General features: G+C 37.3%; 19 protein-coding genes. 7 read left to right on the top strand and 12 right to left on the bottom strand.

What is annotated here, in order from left to right; translation table 11 throughout:
* Positions 1–36: 36 nt before the first annotated feature.
* From B3I52_RS06705 to ubiE, 9 genes are all read right to left on the bottom strand, one after another.
* On the bottom strand, positions 37–777 hold the full coding sequence (locus B3I52_RS06705; protein WP_293299750.1) for an isoprenyl transferase: 741 nt from the start codon (positions 775–777) through the stop codon (positions 37–39).
* Between the two features lie 25 nt (positions 778–802).
* A complete protein-coding gene (locus B3I52_RS06700) occupies positions 803–1,591 on the bottom strand; it encodes a DUF6089 family protein (RefSeq protein WP_293299748.1) in 789 nt (262 codons plus the stop codon).
* A 1-nt stretch (position 1,592) separates the two neighbouring features.
* Positions 1,593–2,474 (bottom strand): NAD kinase, encoded by an 882-nt coding sequence (locus B3I52_RS06695; protein ID WP_293299746.1) that lies wholly within the window; start codon positions 2,472–2,474, stop codon positions 1,593–1,595.
* Positions 2,475–2,482: 8 nt separating this feature from the next.
* The gene (locus tag B3I52_RS06690; protein ID WP_293299744.1) at positions 2,483–3,145 is read right to left on the bottom strand and encodes a CBS domain-containing protein; all 663 of its coding nucleotides are present in this window, start codon (positions 3,143–3,145) and stop codon (positions 2,483–2,485) included.
* A gap of 28 nt (positions 3,146–3,173) precedes the next feature.
* A complete protein-coding gene (locus tag B3I52_RS06685) occupies positions 3,174–3,938 on the bottom strand; it encodes an alpha/beta fold hydrolase (protein ID WP_293299742.1) in 765 nt (254 codons plus the stop codon).
* Between the two features lie 112 nt (positions 3,939–4,050).
* Positions 4,051–4,497 (bottom strand): GatB/YqeY domain-containing protein, encoded by a 447-nt coding sequence (locus B3I52_RS06680; protein WP_293299740.1) that lies wholly within the window; start codon positions 4,495–4,497, stop codon positions 4,051–4,053.
* 84 nt (positions 4,498–4,581) lie between these two features.
* The gene (locus tag B3I52_RS06675; protein ID WP_293299738.1) at positions 4,582–5,340 is read right to left on the bottom strand and encodes an SDR family NAD(P)-dependent oxidoreductase; all 759 of its coding nucleotides are present in this window, start codon (positions 5,338–5,340) and stop codon (positions 4,582–4,584) included.
* A 50-nt stretch (positions 5,341–5,390) separates the two neighbouring features.
* Complete coding sequence (locus B3I52_RS06670; RefSeq protein WP_293299736.1) at positions 5,391–6,152, bottom strand: outer membrane beta-barrel protein; 762 nt, start codon at positions 6,150–6,152, stop codon at positions 5,391–5,393.
* Positions 6,149–6,877 carry a bifunctional demethylmenaquinone methyltransferase/2-methoxy-6-polyprenyl-1,4-benzoquinol methylase UbiE gene (ubiE, locus tag B3I52_RS06665; protein ID WP_293299734.1) on the bottom strand — a complete coding sequence of 243 codons (729 nt, stop codon included), beginning with the start codon at positions 6,875–6,877 and terminating at the stop codon, positions 6,149–6,151. Before ubiE ends, B3I52_RS06670 begins: the two co-directional genes overlap by 4 nt.
* A gap of 133 nt (positions 6,878–7,010) precedes the next feature.
* On the opposite strand from ubiE, the gene yihA reads away from it, so the two are divergent.
* Positions 7,011–7,658, top strand: a complete 648-nt coding sequence (yihA, locus tag B3I52_RS06660; RefSeq protein WP_293299784.1) for a ribosome biogenesis GTP-binding protein YihA/YsxC — start codon at positions 7,011–7,013, stop codon at positions 7,656–7,658.
* Positions 7,659–7,680: 22 nt separating this feature from the next.
* Positions 7,681–8,541: a UbiA-like polyprenyltransferase gene (locus tag B3I52_RS06655; protein ID WP_293299732.1), complete on the top strand. Its 861-nt coding sequence runs from the start codon at positions 7,681–7,683 to the stop codon at positions 8,539–8,541.
* Between the two features lie 317 nt (positions 8,542–8,858).
* On the opposite strand, the gene gyrB is transcribed toward B3I52_RS06655, so the two are convergent.
* Positions 8,859–10,817 (bottom strand): DNA topoisomerase (ATP-hydrolyzing) subunit B, encoded by a 1,959-nt coding sequence (gyrB, locus tag B3I52_RS06650; RefSeq protein ID WP_293299731.1) that lies wholly within the window; start codon positions 10,815–10,817, stop codon positions 8,859–8,861.
* 164 nt (positions 10,818–10,981) lie between these two features.
* Here gyrB and B3I52_RS06645 point away from each other — a divergent pair, with 164 nt between their 5' ends.
* Both B3I52_RS06645 and B3I52_RS06640 read left to right on the top strand, forming a co-directional pair.
* Positions 10,982–11,584: an OmpH family outer membrane protein gene (locus B3I52_RS06645; RefSeq protein WP_293299730.1), complete on the top strand. Its 603-nt coding sequence runs from the start codon at positions 10,982–10,984 to the stop codon at positions 11,582–11,584.
* Between the two features lie 157 nt (positions 11,585–11,741).
* Positions 11,742–12,470, top strand: a complete 729-nt coding sequence (locus B3I52_RS06640) for an EcsC family protein (protein ID WP_293299728.1) — start codon at positions 11,742–11,744, stop codon at positions 12,468–12,470.
* A 22-nt stretch (positions 12,471–12,492) separates the two neighbouring features.
* Here the strand turns inward: B3I52_RS06640 and B3I52_RS06635 are convergent, their stop codons facing one another.
* Complete coding sequence (locus B3I52_RS06635) at positions 12,493–13,575, bottom strand: hypothetical protein (RefSeq protein WP_293299727.1); 1,083 nt, start codon at positions 13,573–13,575, stop codon at positions 12,493–12,495.
* A 3-nt stretch (positions 13,576–13,578) separates the two neighbouring features.
* Positions 13,579–14,274 carry an ACP phosphodiesterase gene (locus B3I52_RS06630; RefSeq protein ID WP_293299725.1) on the bottom strand — a complete coding sequence of 232 codons (696 nt, stop codon included), beginning with the start codon at positions 14,272–14,274 and terminating at the stop codon, positions 13,579–13,581.
* A 173-nt stretch (positions 14,275–14,447) separates the two neighbouring features.
* Between B3I52_RS06630 and tyrS the strand changes: the two genes are divergently transcribed.
* From tyrS to B3I52_RS06615, 3 genes are all read left to right on the top strand, one after another.
* Positions 14,448–15,734, top strand: coding sequence for a tyrosine--tRNA ligase (gene tyrS / locus B3I52_RS06625; protein WP_293299723.1), 1,287 nt, complete (start codon positions 14,448–14,450; stop codon positions 15,732–15,734).
* Between the two features lie 94 nt (positions 15,735–15,828).
* Positions 15,829–16,311: a type II toxin-antitoxin system Xre/ParS family antitoxin gene (parS, locus tag B3I52_RS06620; protein WP_293299721.1), complete on the top strand. Its 483-nt coding sequence runs from the start codon at positions 15,829–15,831 to the stop codon at positions 16,309–16,311.
* Positions 16,311–16,766 (top strand): RES family NAD+ phosphorylase, encoded by a 456-nt coding sequence (locus B3I52_RS06615; protein WP_293299719.1) that lies wholly within the window; start codon positions 16,311–16,313, stop codon positions 16,764–16,766. Before parS ends, B3I52_RS06615 begins: the two co-directional genes overlap by 1 nt.
* Position 16,767: the final 1 nt, after the last annotated feature.

The raw sequence follows: 16,767 nt of genomic DNA, 5'->3' as shown, positions 1-16,767 counted from the left end.
AATTTAAACTCATGTTAAAAAGTGTTAAAAGAAAAATTAGTTCAATTGCTCACTAATTTTGCCAAAGCGACGTTCGCGTTTTTGATAATCTACTATTGCCTCGTAAAGATGTTCTCTTCTAAAATCGGGCCATAGTATTTCGGTAAAATATAATTCTGTATAGGCCATTTGCCACAAAAGGTAATTACTGATACGATTTTCTCCGCTGGTACGTATCATTAACTCTGGGTCTGGAATATTTTTAGTAGTAAGCTGAGCTGCAAAAAGTTGCTCATCTATTTGGTCGATATTGATTTCTCCGTTTTTTACCTGTTGGGCCAATTGCTTTGCAGCTTCAACAATTTCCCATTTTGCGCTGTAACTAAGGGCAAGTGTTAAGGTGCATTTGGTGTTTGCTTTGGTCTTTTCCATGGCATTGGCTAAATCGTCAATACATTTTTGAGGAAGAGATTTTAAATCTCCAATGGCATTTAACCTAATGTTATTTTTGTTAAGCGTTTCTGCTTCTTGGTTAATGGTAGAAATTAGCAATTCCATTAGGGCATTTACCTCATCAATTGGGCGGTTCCAGTTTTCGGTAGAAAAAGCATAAACAGTAAGATATTTAATTCCTATTTCTACGCATCCCTCTACAATATCTTTTACAGAAAGCACACCACTTTCGTGCCCAAAAACCCTAAATTTCCCTTGGTTTTTTGCCCATCGCCCATTACCGTCCATAATAATGGCAATATGCTCTGGTAAACGGTTAATATCTATTTGATCTTTAAAATCCATGTACTGTTTTTGAGGCGTTTAAAAGTTAAAAGCACTTTTGGCTCACAAAGGTATAAGTTATGCCAATACCTACAAACATATAAGTATCTCTTTTTCTAAAATCTCCTCGCTGAGTGCCGGGAGCACCTATTTTCGTAGCCGATCTGTCTGACAGCACCATCTGTATTTGACGAACAGACGGTTGTGCATCATATTGTGCCGGATCTATATAAGTTCCGCTTACATCATCTAAATAATCGGTATGGGCATTTCTATAGCCAATATTGCCCATTATGGTCCAATTGGTTTTAAAATTATATTTCACTCCTGCACCAAAAGGAACCGTTAAAGCAGAGGTTTGATAATCTACACCTTCGGTATCATATTGTGCCAATTTATAGGTATTATCTTGATATTTTGCTTTTGGATTAAACAGCACTGCTCCTACGCCGGTATATAAATAGGGCGTAAAGCTTGCATATCCCCCACCCGAAAAATAATCGAAGAAATTAAAATCTAACAAAAAACTTAACTCGTGCAGGTTATTACTAAAGCTTAGGTTACGTTCTCTAAATTGCGCATAGGTTGATTTTGCATCATCAGCTTTTATTTTTCCGTTGTTATAATTAAAAGATAATGCCCAATAAGGATCGAAATTGGCTTTAATAAAACCACCAAACGCCAAACCGCTAATTTTCACAGGATTTGTGGGGTTGAGATCGCCCATATAACCAGCTCCGCCTGCCTGTACGCCTAACTCCCAAGTTTGGGCACTGGCTTTACTGGCAAAAAACGAACTTAAAACAAAAGCTAGCAACGTTTTCTTATAACTCATCCTAATAATTACGGGTATCTATACCCCAAAGCAATTTATTCCTTAACGTAGTTAGAAACGTTTCATTGTTAAGGCGGATAAGATTGATATTAAATTTCGCTTTACTGATGCTAATTTTCACACTTCGATCTACCGTTTCTGTCCTCGAATCGCAGGTAAGTAAGAACTTGGTACTCCGTGCTTCTACTTCAAAAGCAAGCTCAACATTGTCTGGCACAATTATAGGCCTTACATTTAAGTTATGCGGGGCAACAGGTGTAATTACAAAGTTTTGTGCTGTAGGCAGGATAATTGGGCCACCGCAGCTTAAAGAATAAGCGGTAGAACCTGTAGGCGTGGCAATAATTAACCCATCTGCCCAATAAGAGTTTACAAATTCGCCATTCATGTAGGCATGAATAATCATCATGGCAGAATCATCTCTTCTATGGATGGTAATATCGTTTAATGCAAAATTCTCATCGCCAAACAAGCCTGTTTGAGATTTTATGCTAAGTAAACTGCGTTTATCTATAGAGTACTCTCCATGGATCAAAGCTTCAATAGCGTCGTTAATTTCAGATTTATTGATACTTGCCAAGAAACCCAATCGGCCAAAGTTTATTCCCACTACTGGAATTTGCGAATCTCTTACTAGCGCCAACGTATCTAGCAGCGTACCATCGCCACCTAAGCTTAATAATATATCGGCTTTGCTTAATAGCTCGTTGTGGTCAGAAAATATAGAAATTTGAGTGGGTAGAACTAATTTATTTTTAATGAAATCGAAAAATTTCTGATAAACGGTAATCTCTATTTTGTTTGCTGCCAAAACATCGAATACTTCTTGTACAAAAGGCAACACGCTGTCGTTAAAATCTCTACCGTATAGGGCTATTTTCATGCAGGAAATTATACATTTAAGTAATTCATGAAAGAGTTGAATCTATCCATCGAATCGTCGTTATTATTGCTGTTATTATATACAGCTTTTACTTCATAATCGTAGCGTTCAAACGACGCTACAATACCAGAAAGATCTAGTTTATTAATTTTTAAGGTTACTTCTAATCTTGTAGCGCTTGGAGATGAACTAACATAAGAAGAAAGTATTTGCGCATTGTCTGCTTCTACAATTTGCGACATGTGTGCCAAGGAGTTGTTTCTGTTATTAATGTTAAGTACAATAATACCTCCTGGTTCGTTTACAGCGTACAGGTTAGCAGTACAGCTAAGCACATTGTTAATTGAAACCATGCCCAAATAGTTTTTATGCTGATCTAGCACTGGTACTATTGATAATTGAAATTCGCTAAACAGCCTAATTACTTCATAGATATGGGCATTGGCGTAAGTAAACGAGTTTAGCAATGCCAATGGCAGTGCACCGATAGCTGTGTCTTGGCTTCTGGCTTCCATTAGCTCTTCTTCTGCTACTATGCCCAAGTATTGCGTTTCATTTACAATGGGCAAATGGTACAGTTTAAACTCGTTCATACGTTCCAAGGCATTCCCAACGGTATCAGAAGTACGCAATGGCGGTATTTTGTTTGATATGAGTTTTTCTGCTAGCATTTTTTGTTTCCAGTTAACAGGTGTTAAGCTATTTCAGCAAAATCCTATCCAAAAATTTCTCTAGGTAATTGTTAAATATTTCTGGTTGTTCCATCATTGGCGCATGACCGCATTTATCAACCCAGTTTAGTTCAGAGTTTGGTAATAGCTCGTGAAATTCTGTTGCTACGTCTGGGGGAGTAATCTTATCTTGTTTCCCCCATATTAAAGATACCGGGATAGTAATTTTTTTAAGCTCTTTAGCCATATTGTGCCTAATTGCCGATTTAGCCAAGGCCAATATTCTAATTACCCTAGAACGGTCGTTCACTGTCTTAAACACTTCATCAACCAATTCTTTAGTAGCTGTTGCGGGGTCATAAAAGGTAAACTCTACCTTCTCTTTAATAAAATCGTAGTTTTCTCTTTTAGGAAAAGAACCTCCAAAAGCGTTTTCGTACAGGCCAGAACTGCCTGTTAACACCAATGCTTTTACAAACTCTTGATGAGCTACTGTAAATACCAAGCCTACATGCCCCCCCAAAGAGTTACCAATTAAAACCACTTGGCTTAATTTTTTAAACTTGAGAAAACGATGGATATATTTCGAGAGGCTTTTTACACCCAAGGTTAATATGGGCAGCTCGTAAATAGGTAAAATTGGAACAATAACCCTGTACCTGGACTTAAAAGTGTTTAAAGTATGCTCCCAATTACTCAACTCTCCCATTAAGCCATGAAGCAACACCAAAGGCTCTCCTTCTCCAACCTCTATATACTTAAACCCTTCTTGTTCTATTACTTCAAAATTCATAAATATTTATGTGTATGTTTTAGCTATATGCTAAGTTAGCAGAGTAATTGTAATTAATAGGAATTAATATAATATTTTTAAAATCCTATGGTGAAATCTGTTATTAAAAAAACTAAGCTAACTGGCTTTTTATAATTTCGCCTATTAATTTACCTTCGGCTTTACCTGCCAATTCTTTATTAGCTAAGCCCATTATTTTGCCCATATCTTTAATAGATGCAGCTCCATTTTCGGCAATAATTTTAGCAATAATCACCTCTATTTCTGCTCTTTCCAATTGTTTTGGTAAAAATTGAGAAATTACATCTATCTCTTCTTGTTCTATTTGATAAAGATCTGTTCTGCCCTGCGTTTTATAAATATCTGCCGACTCTTTACGCTGTTTAACTAACTTTTGTAAAATTTTTATTTCAGTATCTTCATTAAGCTCTTCTGTTTGGCCTTTTTCTGTTTTTGCCAATAGTAGTGCAGCCTTTATTGCCCTAAGCCCTCTTAATTTTACTTGGTCTTTAGCCAACATGGCTTGTTTTATTTCTTGATCTATATTTGTTGATATCATAATTAATGTAGTTAACTGTACAAATTGGTTAATCGTTTTTCGGTACCATGTTAACGAAATTAACGATTTAAACGATTAAACGCCTTAATCTCTTTTTACCAATGTACCCGTAGCTTGTGCCGTAGGCATAATTAGCATATCGTTAATGTTTACATGGGCTGGCCTACTTGCGGCATACCAAATGGCATCGGCTATGTCTTGCGCAATTAAAGGTTCCAAACCATCGTACACTTTTTTAGCCCTATTTTCGTCGCCCTTAAAACGTACAATAGAAAATTCTGTTTCTACCATTCCAGGATGTATAGCAGTTACCTTAATACCATAAGGCAAAAGATCTGCACGCATGCCTTTACTAAGCGCATCTACCGCATGTTTGGTAGCACAATACACGTTTCCGTTAGGATAAACCTCTTTACCGGCAATAGAACCAATATTGATAATATGACCTTGCTTTCTTTCCACCATCCATCCCGAAACCACTTTGGTAACATACAATAGTCCTTTTACGTTGGTGTCAATCATGGTATCCCAATCGTCTGTATCTCCTTTATCTATCGGATCCAACCCTTGGCTTAAGCCGGCATTGTTCACTAGCACAGCTACGTTTTTCCACTCGGCAGGCAAAGTTGTTAGCACATAGTTGATGTTCTCCTTATCCCTAACATCAGCTTGTATCTTCTTCACTTTTACACCATATTGATCAATAAGTTGCTGAGCATGAGTTTCCAAAAGATTTTCTCTTCTAGCAATCAAAATCAAATCATAGCCTTGTGCTGCAAACGTATTTGCCGTTGCCGCTCCAATGCCCGAGGTTGCTCCTGTAATTAATGCGATTTTGGCCATCAGTTTTCTTAGTATTTTAACGCAAAGTTATGCTTTTTCTTAGAAGCCGATTACTCAAAAAACAAACTGAAAGTAAAATTTCTTAAAATGGCTTTGTCAATTGGGGCAGCAAACGGATGATTTTCATGTTTTAGCACATCACCAAAAGAATGTGAAACTTTTAGTTCTGGCGACATTTTAAAATATTCGAAATAAAGATCGAAACCAATTCCGGCTTCGTAAGACCCAAAACTCTTTTTATTTTTAAGGACTTTATAAATTAGCGCTTTATCCATATCGTTTGTTTTCTTTCCTGAAGCCAAATCTATGGAGTATTTTGCCCCCAAAAGTAAATAAGCCCTAAAGTCTTTTCTTCTTTCAGATTTTAATTTGACACCCAAGGGAAACTCTACCATGGTTGCAGCAATTTTTTGTCTTGTTTTACCATCAGTAAAATCGTTTGGCACATAGAGCGACGGCAGTTCATACTGATAATCTACCAACCTATCATTAAAAACTAATGTTGGTGTACTTCTTAAATCTAAATTTTTGTTTAAACGTTGATTAACCACAAAGCCGATCCCAAACCCAGTAGAAAGTGGGGAATTAATGGCATTTAATTTATCAGTTATAGGCCTATTATTTTGCTCGTAATCCAAGAAGACATCCTGCCAATTAGGACTTCTAATTATCTTAAATTCGGAAGCAATATATTGAAAACTAAACCCCCAATTAAAACTTTCCTGATCTATACCGCCGCCCCAATTTTGGGCTTTGATATTGGTATGTGATGCAAGTAGAAAAAATAGAATTAGTAATAGGGGTTTCCTCATTTAACACCAGTGTAAATAGCACTAATTCCAAACGTTAAAGAGCGGTGTTTGGTATATTGGTAGCCAACTTTATCCATCAGCGAGGTAAAGTCCTTTCCATCAGGAAATGCCTGAACCGATTCTTCTAAATAGGCATATGCTTTTTTATCCTTTGAAAATAGCCCGCCGAAAAATGGGGTTGCATACTTAAAATAGAAATGATACAGCTGTTTAACTGGAAAAACACGAGGTTTAGAAAATTCTAGAACCACTACTTTACCACCTGGTTTAAGTACCCTAAACATATCTGCCAATCCTTTTTCTAGATTTTCGTAATTACGCACACCAAAAGCTACAGTAATGGCATCAAAGGTATTATCTTCAAAAGGCAAACCTTCCGAATCTCCTTTTTGTACTGAAAAAACGTGACCTAAGTTTCGTTCTGCAATCTTTTTCTTGGCTACTTCCAACATCCCTTCCGAAATATCTACCCCTATAATTTGCTGAGGCTTTAATAACTTGATCGATTCGAAAGCAAAGTCTCCGGTTCCAGTAGCTACATCTAATATTTTTTGCGGATTGGCTGACAAAAGCTCTTTTATGGCTTTTTTACGCCAAATAATATCAATTCCTAAAGACAAAAAGTGATTAAGAAAATCGTAAGTACCTGAAATATTATTGAACATACTGGCTACTTGCTCTTTCTTAGTTTCGGCGCTAGAGTACGGAGTAATTTGTGGATTCATGCTCGACAAAGATAGGCTAAAGTTTTAATGTTGAAAGGTTGAAATATTGTAAAGTTAAACGACAAAAGGCATTAAACAATATTTAAACATGGAAACCTTAGCACCTTACAGCGTCAATGCTTACCTTTGCACCATGATTATTAAATCTGCAACCTTTGTAGTTAGCAACACCAAAGTTTCGGCTTTGCCACTTCCCGATATGCCAGAGTACGCTTTTATTGGGCGCTCTAATGTGGGCAAGTCGTCACTTATTAATATGTTGGTCAATCAGCATGGTTTAGCTAAAACCTCTCAAAAACCAGGAAAAACGCAATTGATCAATCATTTTTTAATTAATGAAAAATGGTACATTGTAGATTTACCCGGCTATGGTTATGCTAGGGTTTCTAAAAGCAGTAGAGAGAAATGGGAGAAATTTATCAGGGCATATCTTACTAAAAGAGAAAGTTTGCAATGTGTTTTTGTTTTGATAGACAGCCGTTTAGAACCACAAAAAATTGACTTAGAATTTTGTTCGTGGTTGGGCGAGTGCCAAATTCCTTTTGCATTGGTGTACACTAAGGCCGATAAGCAATCGGGGCCGAAAACAGACCAGAATGTTACCAAATTTAACAAAGCATTATTAGGCTGGTTTGAAGAAGTTCCCCCATTTTTTATTACTTCAGCAGAAAATGGACAAGGCAAGGAGAAACTTTTACAATTTGTAACAGAGGTAAACGAAGATTTTGTAAAGCCAATTGTTGATCCTAAATTTTATACTGCTCACCATCCTGAAAAATAATTATCAGTTTACATTGTATTAAATGAAAAAATATTTTTCGCTCGTATTATTTGCCCACTCTATATTTGCAATGCCTTTTGCCTTTATTGGGTTTTTCTTAGGCGTAAGTACCACACCCCATCCGTTTAATTGGTATTTATTAGTTGCAGTACTATTGTGCATGGTATTTGCTCGTAATGCTGCCATGGCTTTTAACAGGTACCTAGATAGAGATATTGACGCCAAAAATCCCAGAACGGCTACAAGAGACATTCCCGCAGGAAAAATATCGGCAAAAGAAGCCTTAATTTTCGTAATTATTAACTGTGCACTTTTTATTGCCACTACATACTTTATTAATCCACTTTGTTTCTATTTATCGCCAATAGCAATTTTTGTGGTGCTATTTTACAGCTACACCAAACGTTTTACGGCATTGTGCCATTTGGTTTTAGGAGTTGGACTAGGTTTGGCTCCCATTGGTGCTTACATTGCGGTAACAGGTCATTTTAGTATTGTACCTATACTTTATTCGTTTGCCGTACTGTTTTGGGTAAGTGGTTTCGATATTATTTACGCGTTGCAAGACGAAGAATTTGACCGTGCCGAACAGTTACATTCTATTCCATCCGCATTGGGTATAAAAAATGCCTTGCGCCTGTCTTCTTTTCTGCATCTGTTATCTGCTGCTTGTGTAATTACGCCTATTTATTTTATAGATTTTGGTTGGCCATACTATATAGGAGTTGCGTTTTTCTGTGCCATGCTCATTTATCAGCATCGCTTAGTTAAGCCAAACGATATTAGTAAAGTAGATAGGGCTTTTGCTACCACCAATGGCTATGCTTCGGTAATATTTGCCATTTGTTTTTTAGTAGATACTTATTTAAAATACAAGTCTTAGTACTTTTTTTTTTACAGATAACGCAAGTCCGTTATCTTTTCTATTAACACTTAGCGCACTTCGAACTATCTATTTCGAACAGTCTCAATGTATTTACCAAGAAAACAATGAAAGCTGTTATTCGATTTAAGTAGGGCATAATTAAAACAACCATCGATTTAAGTAATAGCTGAAACCTAATGTAAAAACAATGAGCCCGATAAAATACCGAGCTCATTGCCTATAATTATTTTTCACCCAAACTGGGTGCTGTTTATTTCGTGAAACAGTTTCACATTGTTAAATCTGTCAACCTGTTTCTTTTCAGTTTAACTGAACTACGCGTCTATCTTCGCATATTTCGCATTACGTTCAATAAACTCTCTACGTGGCGCTACTTCATCGCCCATTAACATAGAAAAAGTATGGTCGCATTCGGCTGCGTTTTCAATAGTTGCTTGCATTAATATACGACGAGCCGGGTCTAAGGTAGTTTCCCATAACTGTTCTGCGTTCATCTCTCCCAAACCTTTGTAACGTTGCACGTGTACGCTATCTTCTTTACCCGCACCTTTTAAACGTTGTATGGCAGCATCGCGTTGTGCGTCGTTCCAGCAATATTCAAAATCTTTCCCTTTTTTAACCTGATAAAGTGGCGGTGCAGCAATATAAACATAACCAGCTTCAATTAACGGTTTCATATAACGGAAAAAGAACGTTAAAATCAAGGTCGTAATGTGCGAACCGTCGATATCAGCATCCGTCATGATAACGATTTTATGATAACGCAACTTAGTTAAGTTCAATGCTTTATCATCATCTTCGGTACCAATACTTACGCCCAGGGCAGTAAACATATTCTTAATCTCGTCGTTTTCGTAGATTTTGTGTTCCATAGATTTCTCTACGTTCAAAATTTTACCTTTTAAAGGTAAAATGGCTTGATAATTACGATCGCGACCTTGTTTAGCGGTACCACCCGCCGAGTCGCCCTCTACTAAGAACAATTCGCATTTTTCTGGATCATTATCAGAGCAATCGGCTAATTTTCCTGGCAAACCAGAACCACCCATTACGCTCTTGCGCTGAACCATTTCACGAGCTTTACGAGCAGCTGCCCTAGCTGTAGCCGCCAAAATAACCTTATTGATGATCAATTTAGCCTCTTTTGGATTTTCTTCCAAATAATTACCCAAAGCTTCGCCCACGGCAACATCTACCGCCCCCATTACCTCAGAGTTACCTAATTTGGTTTTGGTTTGGCCTTCAAACTGCGGTTCTTGCACCTTAACAGAAACAACCGCAGTCAAACCTTCTCTAAAATCATCGCCGGTAATTTCCATTTTAAGGTTCTTTAACAACCCAGATTTATCGGCATATGTTTTTAAAGTACGTGTTAAACCACGACGGAAACCTGCAATATGGGTACCACCCTCGTGCGTATTAATATTATTCACGTACGAGTGTACATTTTCAGAATAACTATCGTTGTACTGAAAAGCTAGCTCTACCGGAATACCATTCTTAATACCTTCGATATAAATTGGCTCCGGCAAGAAAGAAGCACGTGTACCATCTAAAAAGGCAACGAACTCTTTTAAACCACCGTCAGACTTAAAATTTTCAGACAAATAGGTACCGTCTTCATTTGTCTCACGCTCATCGGTAAGCGTTAAACTAATTCCTTTATTTAAGAAAGCTAACTCACGTAACCGACCAGCTAATGTATCGTAACGATATTCGGTAGTTTGTGTAAAAATAGTTGGGTCTGGCGTAAAAGTTACAATGGTACCCCTCTTATCTGTTGCACCAACTTCTTTTACATCGTACTGCGGAATTCCAATTTGATATTCCTGCATCCAGATCTTACCTTCGCGGTGTACTTCGGCCTTTAAATGTGTAGAAAGTGCGTTAACGCAACTTACCCCCACACCGTGCAAACCACCAGAAACTTTATAAGTATCCTTATCAAACTTACCACCTGCGTGCAAAACGGTCATTACAATTTCTAATGCCGATTTGTTTTCTTTTGTATTGATACCGGTTGGAATACCACGGCCGTTATCTTCTACCCTTATAGAATTGTCTTTTAATATATTTACGTAAATAGTATCGGCATGACCGGCCAAGGCCTCATCAATAGAGTTATCTACAACTTCATAAACCAAATGGTGCAAACCTTTAACTCCGGTATCACCGATATACATCGAAGGACGCTTACGAACAGCTTCCAAGCCTTCTAAAACCTGTATATTATCGGCCGAATAGTTTGAGTTTGGATTTTTTTCTTCGCTCATATTTCATTAAAAATTTAAGATTCAAAAATAACCATTTTTTATGGATTTACGGGCATTGTGGATAACTATTTAAACAATAAAAACACCTAAATCACATTATTAAAAGACGACTTTTAGGATAGTCGGATTTGATTTTTATATTTGCTAAAATTTATAACAACAGAATGACACTAAACACAGTAAAATTTAGCGGATTAGCTACTGCAATTGCCATCGTATCGGTAATGAGCGCTTGCGGAAATAAAGAGACAAAAACAGAAAGTACGGCAGCAAAACCAGCTGTAACCTTAGATGCAAACAAGGATAAAATCGTTTTCGTAGATTCGGATTCACTTTTAAACCAATACGAATATTTTAAAGTGCTTAAAACCAAAATGGAAGCCAAAGGAAAAGCTGCCGATGCAGACCTTAAAGCTAAAGGACAAGCTTTCCAACGCGATATGCAACAATACCAATCGCAAGCCAACAGCATGACCGCAGAACAAAGAGCTGCCACCGAAGAAAGATTGGGCCGCAAACAACAAGAATTACAAGCTTACCAACAAAACGCTGGTGCAGCTTTTCAAAATGAGCAAGCTAAAGAGCAAGAAGCACTTTACAATAAAGTGGCCGATTATCTAAAAATCTACGCGAAGGACAAAGGCTATAAAATGGTTTTAAAATACCAAAAAGGCATGGGCGATATTCTTTTTGCTGATGAAAGCTTAGATGTTACCCATGAAGTAATTAAAGGCTTGAACGAAGCTTACATTAAAGAAAAGAAATAATTCTTTTTATAAAATCTTTTAAAGTCTCGCAATTGCGGGGCTTTTTTTTTGCTAACACCTAAATTACAAATTACTTCGTAATACGACTTTTCTACCATTTTCTTCTTCCCGTAACATCGCACAACTTTATGCCCTCTAAGTTGTTAAAACTACACATATGCACAATTACCAACAACAGATAGCCTTAGAACTCCAATTTTGGAAAGCGGAAGTAATGAAAAAACCATCGCTAATGAATAGCATGGCCACAAAGGTTCAAGGTAAAATTAACAGTTACATCCCGCAGAAAGTGCATGATGCCATTACCATAACCATTAAGCAGATGGTAAAAGCAGTACTTTTTGGCTCGGAAATTACGAGTACTGATTTACCCCCAGCAGAAATGAGCTTAATACATAGAGAGGCTTTGGTAAAAGCGAAGATCGCTAGTTATTGTAAAACTGGCGCAGCCGAAGGCGGTATTACCGGTGCAGGTGGTTTTTTAATGAGCATGGCCGATTTCCCGATACTAATTGGCATTAAACTAAAACTACTCTACGAAATTGCTGCACTTTACGGCTTTAACACTAGCGATTTTAGAGAACGTTTATACATCCTACACATATTTCAATTGGCTTTTTCCAGCAAAAAAGGTGGCCAAAAAATCCTTGCGCAAATGGAAAATTTTGACCAAAAACTACTACTACTTCCAGAAAGCGGTGACCAATTCGATTGGCAAACTTTTCAGCAAGAATACCGAGATTACATAGACTTGGCGAAACTCGCACAACTACTTCCTGTGGTTGGCGCTGCTGTTGGTGCCGTTGCCAACTATCAGCTTATCAGTAAACTGGGAAAAACAGCCATAATGAGTTATAGAATGAGAACATTAAATACTAGTGCATAGCCTATAACCACTCCGTCAACCTCTATTTATTTTCAAAATCTAACCTAATAGAGAAAACGTTACTATAAAGTGCATCAGCACTATTACCAACATTGGTTAGCGCATAGTCTAAAGAAAAATTTTTGATTTTAATACCCACACCCATATTAGGCTGGTAAGTATAAATTTGTTTTCCAGTAAAGTCGGTAGATTTTTGGATATTACCTACCCCGGCCCGCAAAAAAACAGTTTGCTTAAAGTCAAAAGAAATTCCTAAAGTTGGGTCGGCACTTACCGGATCGGCACCTATCAACACATTTCTTTTCCCGTCGGTAGTTAAATTAACGTTGGTTTCGGCCATAACATTAAACTTTTCGTTCAATGGAGTACCATAAGCCGCTCCTAAAACAATGCGAGGCATGGCAGTTTCGGTAGAGCTTTTCGGTATATCGTTACCTGTAGTGGCATAAACTGTAGAAAGCTTATCGGCATTGTAGCTCCACGAGTTAAACGTAGAAGTAATATCTTTTCCAACTGCGGCAAACTTCCATTTTCCTTTTTGATATTGCACCCCCGCATCTAAACCAAATCCCCAAGATTTACCATACGCTCCTACTAAACGTCGAATTACTTTTACGTTAGCACCATAACTTAAACCATCGCCTAAACCAATACCATTTTTGCCCTTTTTGCGAGCATAAGAAAAAATAAAGGCATAATCTGCTGCCGAAAACTTCTTAACCCTGTCGTAATTGATATTTCCATCGGCATCGATCAGCTCAGAAGTATCGGGAATATCATCTACCCCAAACCTTAAAACCGATGCCCCAATTACCGCGGTGTTATCTTGTACCGAAGTGGCAAACGAACCATAATCGTATTTGGCAATGCCTGCAAAATATTCGGAGTGCATAAAACTTACCTGTTGCGAAGTTTCCAAACGGGCTAAACCCGCAGGATTCCAGTAACCGGCAGTAACATCATTTACGTTAGCTACCACAGCACCCGACAAGCCAAAAGCAGTAGAACCTACTCCAATATTTAAAAATTCGTTACTGTATTTTCTTTGTGCACTTGCCGAAGCCACAAAAAGAAATAAAAAGACAACTAGATAACGTTTACGCATGGTTTATATTAACCGATTTTCAATCTCTTCAAATATAACCATAAAATCTACTTGTAATTTGTTTTTATAAAATTCTAGTACAACATTCAAATCATAAATATTTTTTTCGCTAAAAGGATGTTCCCAAACACGCATACAAATACGCTGTAAAGCATAACCTATATTATCAAGCTTTTGATAACTCAACAAGTAGCGGCTAGATTTAAAACTATTAAAAAATTTGAAGAAAAGCGGAGTGTCGTCAATTTTGCAACTGTGGAGAAAACCGATCAGATCATCCTCTGCTACAGCCTCCAAGTTATCATAAAATGAAGTGATAACTATTTTTTGCTGCTCAATGAGCAAATGGTCTAAAAGCAATTCCACCCCAATATGTGCTAAAAAAGAGGGGCGCACTGGGCTATCCTTCAATATTGGAACAAGCAACCGCTTCAATTCTTGCGTTTTCTCGCTAAAGAAAGCTGAGGAGTGAAACAAAAGATCTACATGCAAGTGCCTTTTCCAACCTTGCAACAAGTCACCTAAACCTACCTTATCAAAAAGTTCTGGATGTTTTTCTGGATGGACATTCCAGCTTTTGTTCGCATTTTTCAAAAGATCGGGTAAAACAGTACCTAAAACAATATTAACGTTCGGTGTATTTCTGTCAAAGTAAAAATGAGAAAGGAAGTTCATATCTGTAAATATAGCTATATACATTGTTAGTTGATTGGTTGTTTCGTTGGTGAGTGAAGGATTTCTAAAAAACTGAAAAACCAAAAAACTAAAAGTTATCTTTGCCCTAAAATCGCTAATGATGATACCATCATGATTTTTAAAGCCCAAAAGGGAATGAAAAAACTTGATTATTATCAATAAAATAAATTAAACAGATGAAAAATTTTGTAGAAGAATTACGTTGGAGAGGTATGTTACACGATATTATGCCCGACACTGAACAGAAACTGAATGAAGGTATGTGTGCTGGTTATATCGGTTTTGATCCAACTGCCGATTCTTTGCATGTAGGTCATCTTACTCAAATCATGACCTTGATCCATTTTCAAAGAGCAGGACACAAGCCTGTTGCTTTGGTTGGCGGTGCAACGGGCATGGTGGGAGACCCTTCTGGAAAATCTGACGAACGCAATTTGCAAACTGAAGAAATGGTTGCGCATAACCTAGCGGGAATGAAGAAGCAACTTTCTAAATTTCTAAATTTTGAAGATGGCGGAAACGGTGCCGTAATGGTAAATAATGGCGACTGGTTTAAGAATTTCAATTTCCTAGATTTTATTCGTGAAGTAGGCAAGCACATTACGGTAAACTATATGATGGCCAAAGACAGCGTAAAAAAACGTTTGGAGGGAGATAACGGACTTTCTTTCACCGAATTTAGCTATCAATTAATTCAGGGTTACGACTTTTATTATTTGTGGAAACATCATAATTGCGTTTTGCAAATGGGTGGCTCTGACCAATGGGGTAATATTGTTACTGGCACAGAGTTGATCAGAAAAAAAGACCAAGGTACAGCTTATGCTTTAACTACACAGCTAATTAAAAAAGCAGATGGAACTAAATTTGGCAAAACGGAAAGTGGAGCAATTTGGCTAGATCCAGCAAAAACTTCGCCTTATAAATACTATCAGTTCTGGTTAAATTCATCGGATAGCGACGTAAAATCCTGGATTAGAATTTTTACGCTAAAAGGAAAAGAAGAATTGGAAGCTTTAGAAGCACAGCACAATGAAGCACCACACTTGCGTATTTTGCAAAAAGCATTAGCCGAAGATATTACTGTTAGAACACACTCGGCAGAAGCTTTGGAAACCGCCATTAAAACCTCTGAATTTTTGTTTGGCAATGGTTCTTTAGAATTTTTAAACGGACTTAGCTCGGCAGAAGTTTTGGATATTTTTGAAGGTATTCCGCAGTTTAAAATCTCAAAAGACGATTTAGCCGTGGGCATTGACACTCCTTCTTTATTGGCAGAAAAAACAACCATTTTCCCTTCAAAAGGCGAAGTAAAGAAAACAGTACAAGGTGGCGGTTTAAGTATCAACAAAAACAAAGTAGCTGACTTAAACACTACTTTCTCTACTGAAAACCTGATAAACAACGAGTTCTTGGTAGTTCAAAAAGGCAAGAAAAACTACTTTTTGATTATAGTAGAGTAAAAACCATTTTTCCTTTAATAGGATGCCGCAAATATTTGCGGTATTTTTTTGCTATTACAGACAAAATGTATATTTTTGTGTATAATTGTCTGATATGAAAAAAAAGAATGATGAATTTTCAAAACTAGAAGAGCCAGCGGCAGTTTATAGCTTGCCTGTTGTACATACCCCACTCAATGTAATAATGGGAGGTAAATTCGATCATCCTTCTGATTACGACCTGGTAAACGTAGCCCGTAAAGGCATTGCTAAAAAAAACCTATTGGCATTGGCAAAAAAACTTTCTTTAACCATAGAAGAACTCGCAGATATACTTCATATTAGTGAACGTACATTACAACGTTATACGCCTAGTACTTTAATTAAAACCGAACATGCTGATAGGGCAATTGAACTTGCCAAGCTCTACGAACGTGGTGCCGAAGTTTTGGGAAGCCATGAGGCTTTTAATAGGTGGTTGCGCAATTCTAATTATTCTTTAAAAAATCAAGTTCCTTTAACACTTCTAGATACCAGTATAGGTTTTACCATGGTGCTAGATGTTTTAGGCAGGATAGAGCACGGGGTTTACAGTTAATGTTAGTATATCGTGTTTCATCGCCTCAATATGCAGGTGATATTAGTGGTACCGGTGCTAAGCTTTATGGCGGCCGTTGGAACGAAAAAGGCACTGCTGTAGTTTATTTTGCTTCGAGCAGAGCAATGGCCCTAATGGAATTACTGGTGCATTTAAGGCCCCAAGATTTAGATAGAAATTATGCCATCGCTGTATTCGAGGTACCAGATGACAAGATTTACAAAGTAAGCTTAGAGTTATTGCCCACTGATTGGAAAAGCGATGAAAATAAACCTGCGCTTGCAAAATTGTGCAAAAGATTTATTGATGAAGGAAAATATCTCTTAATGGAAGTTCCTTCTGTTTTGGTAGAAGAAGAAAGCAATTACGTTTTAAATCCTTCGCATACGGATGCGGCAAGAATTAAGTTAATTTCTCAACGACCGTTCTCGTTTGATCATCGGTTAAAAAAATAAT

It is taken from the genome of Pedobacter sp. UBA4863, from assembly GCF_002399615.1.
GTDB lineage: Bacteria > Bacteroidota > Bacteroidia > Sphingobacteriales > Sphingobacteriaceae > Pedobacter.
Note: the sequence above shows the minus strand (reverse complement) of the source record. Positions and strands in the feature narration are given on the sequence as shown.

Excerpts from the sequence above, each read along its gene's own strand:
- B3I52_RS06705 (WP_293299750.1), bottom strand. The coding sequence starts at position 777 with ATGGATTTTAAAGATCAAATAGATATTAACCGTTTACCAGAGCATATT.
- B3I52_RS06700 (WP_293299748.1), bottom strand. The coding sequence starts at position 1,591 with ATGAGTTATAAGAAAACGTTGCTAGCTTTTGTTTTAAGTTCGTTTTTT.
- B3I52_RS06695 (WP_293299746.1), bottom strand. The coding sequence starts at position 2,474 with ATGAAAATAGCCCTATACGGTAGAGATTTTAACGACAGCGTGTTGCCT.
- B3I52_RS06690 (WP_293299744.1), bottom strand. The coding sequence starts at position 3,145 with ATGCTAGCAGAAAAACTCATATCAAACAAAATACCGCCATTGCGTACT.
- B3I52_RS06685 (WP_293299742.1), bottom strand. The coding sequence starts at position 3,938 with ATGAATTTTGAAGTAATAGAACAAGAAGGGTTTAAGTATATAGAGGTT.
- B3I52_RS06680 (WP_293299740.1), bottom strand. The coding sequence starts at position 4,497 with ATGATATCAACAAATATAGATCAAGAAATAAAACAAGCCATGTTGGCT.
- B3I52_RS06675 (WP_293299738.1), bottom strand. The coding sequence starts at position 5,340 with ATGGCCAAAATCGCATTAATTACAGGAGCAACCTCGGGCATTGGAGCG.
- B3I52_RS06670 (WP_293299736.1), bottom strand. The coding sequence starts at position 6,152 with ATGAGGAAACCCCTATTACTAATTCTATTTTTTCTACTTGCATCACAT.
- ubiE (WP_293299734.1), bottom strand. The coding sequence starts at position 6,877 with ATGAATCCACAAATTACTCCGTACTCTAGCGCCGAAACTAAGAAAGAG.
- yihA (WP_293299784.1), top strand. The coding sequence starts at position 7,011 with ATGATTATTAAATCTGCAACCTTTGTAGTTAGCAACACCAAAGTTTCG.
- B3I52_RS06655 (WP_293299732.1), top strand. The coding sequence starts at position 7,681 with ATGAAAAAATATTTTTCGCTCGTATTATTTGCCCACTCTATATTTGCA.
- gyrB (WP_293299731.1), bottom strand. The coding sequence starts at position 10,817 with ATGAGCGAAGAAAAAAATCCAAACTCAAACTATTCGGCCGATAATATA.
- B3I52_RS06645 (WP_293299730.1), top strand. The coding sequence starts at position 10,982 with ATGACACTAAACACAGTAAAATTTAGCGGATTAGCTACTGCAATTGCC.
- B3I52_RS06640 (WP_293299728.1), top strand. The coding sequence starts at position 11,742 with ATGCACAATTACCAACAACAGATAGCCTTAGAACTCCAATTTTGGAAA.
- B3I52_RS06635 (WP_293299727.1), bottom strand. The coding sequence starts at position 13,575 with ATGCGTAAACGTTATCTAGTTGTCTTTTTATTTCTTTTTGTGGCTTCG.
- B3I52_RS06630 (WP_293299725.1), bottom strand. The coding sequence starts at position 14,274 with ATGTATATAGCTATATTTACAGATATGAACTTCCTTTCTCATTTTTAC.
- tyrS (WP_293299723.1), top strand. The coding sequence starts at position 14,448 with ATGAAAAATTTTGTAGAAGAATTACGTTGGAGAGGTATGTTACACGAT.
- parS (WP_293299721.1), top strand. The coding sequence starts at position 15,829 with ATGAAAAAAAAGAATGATGAATTTTCAAAACTAGAAGAGCCAGCGGCA.
- B3I52_RS06615 (WP_293299719.1), top strand. The coding sequence starts at position 16,311 with ATGTTAGTATATCGTGTTTCATCGCCTCAATATGCAGGTGATATTAGT.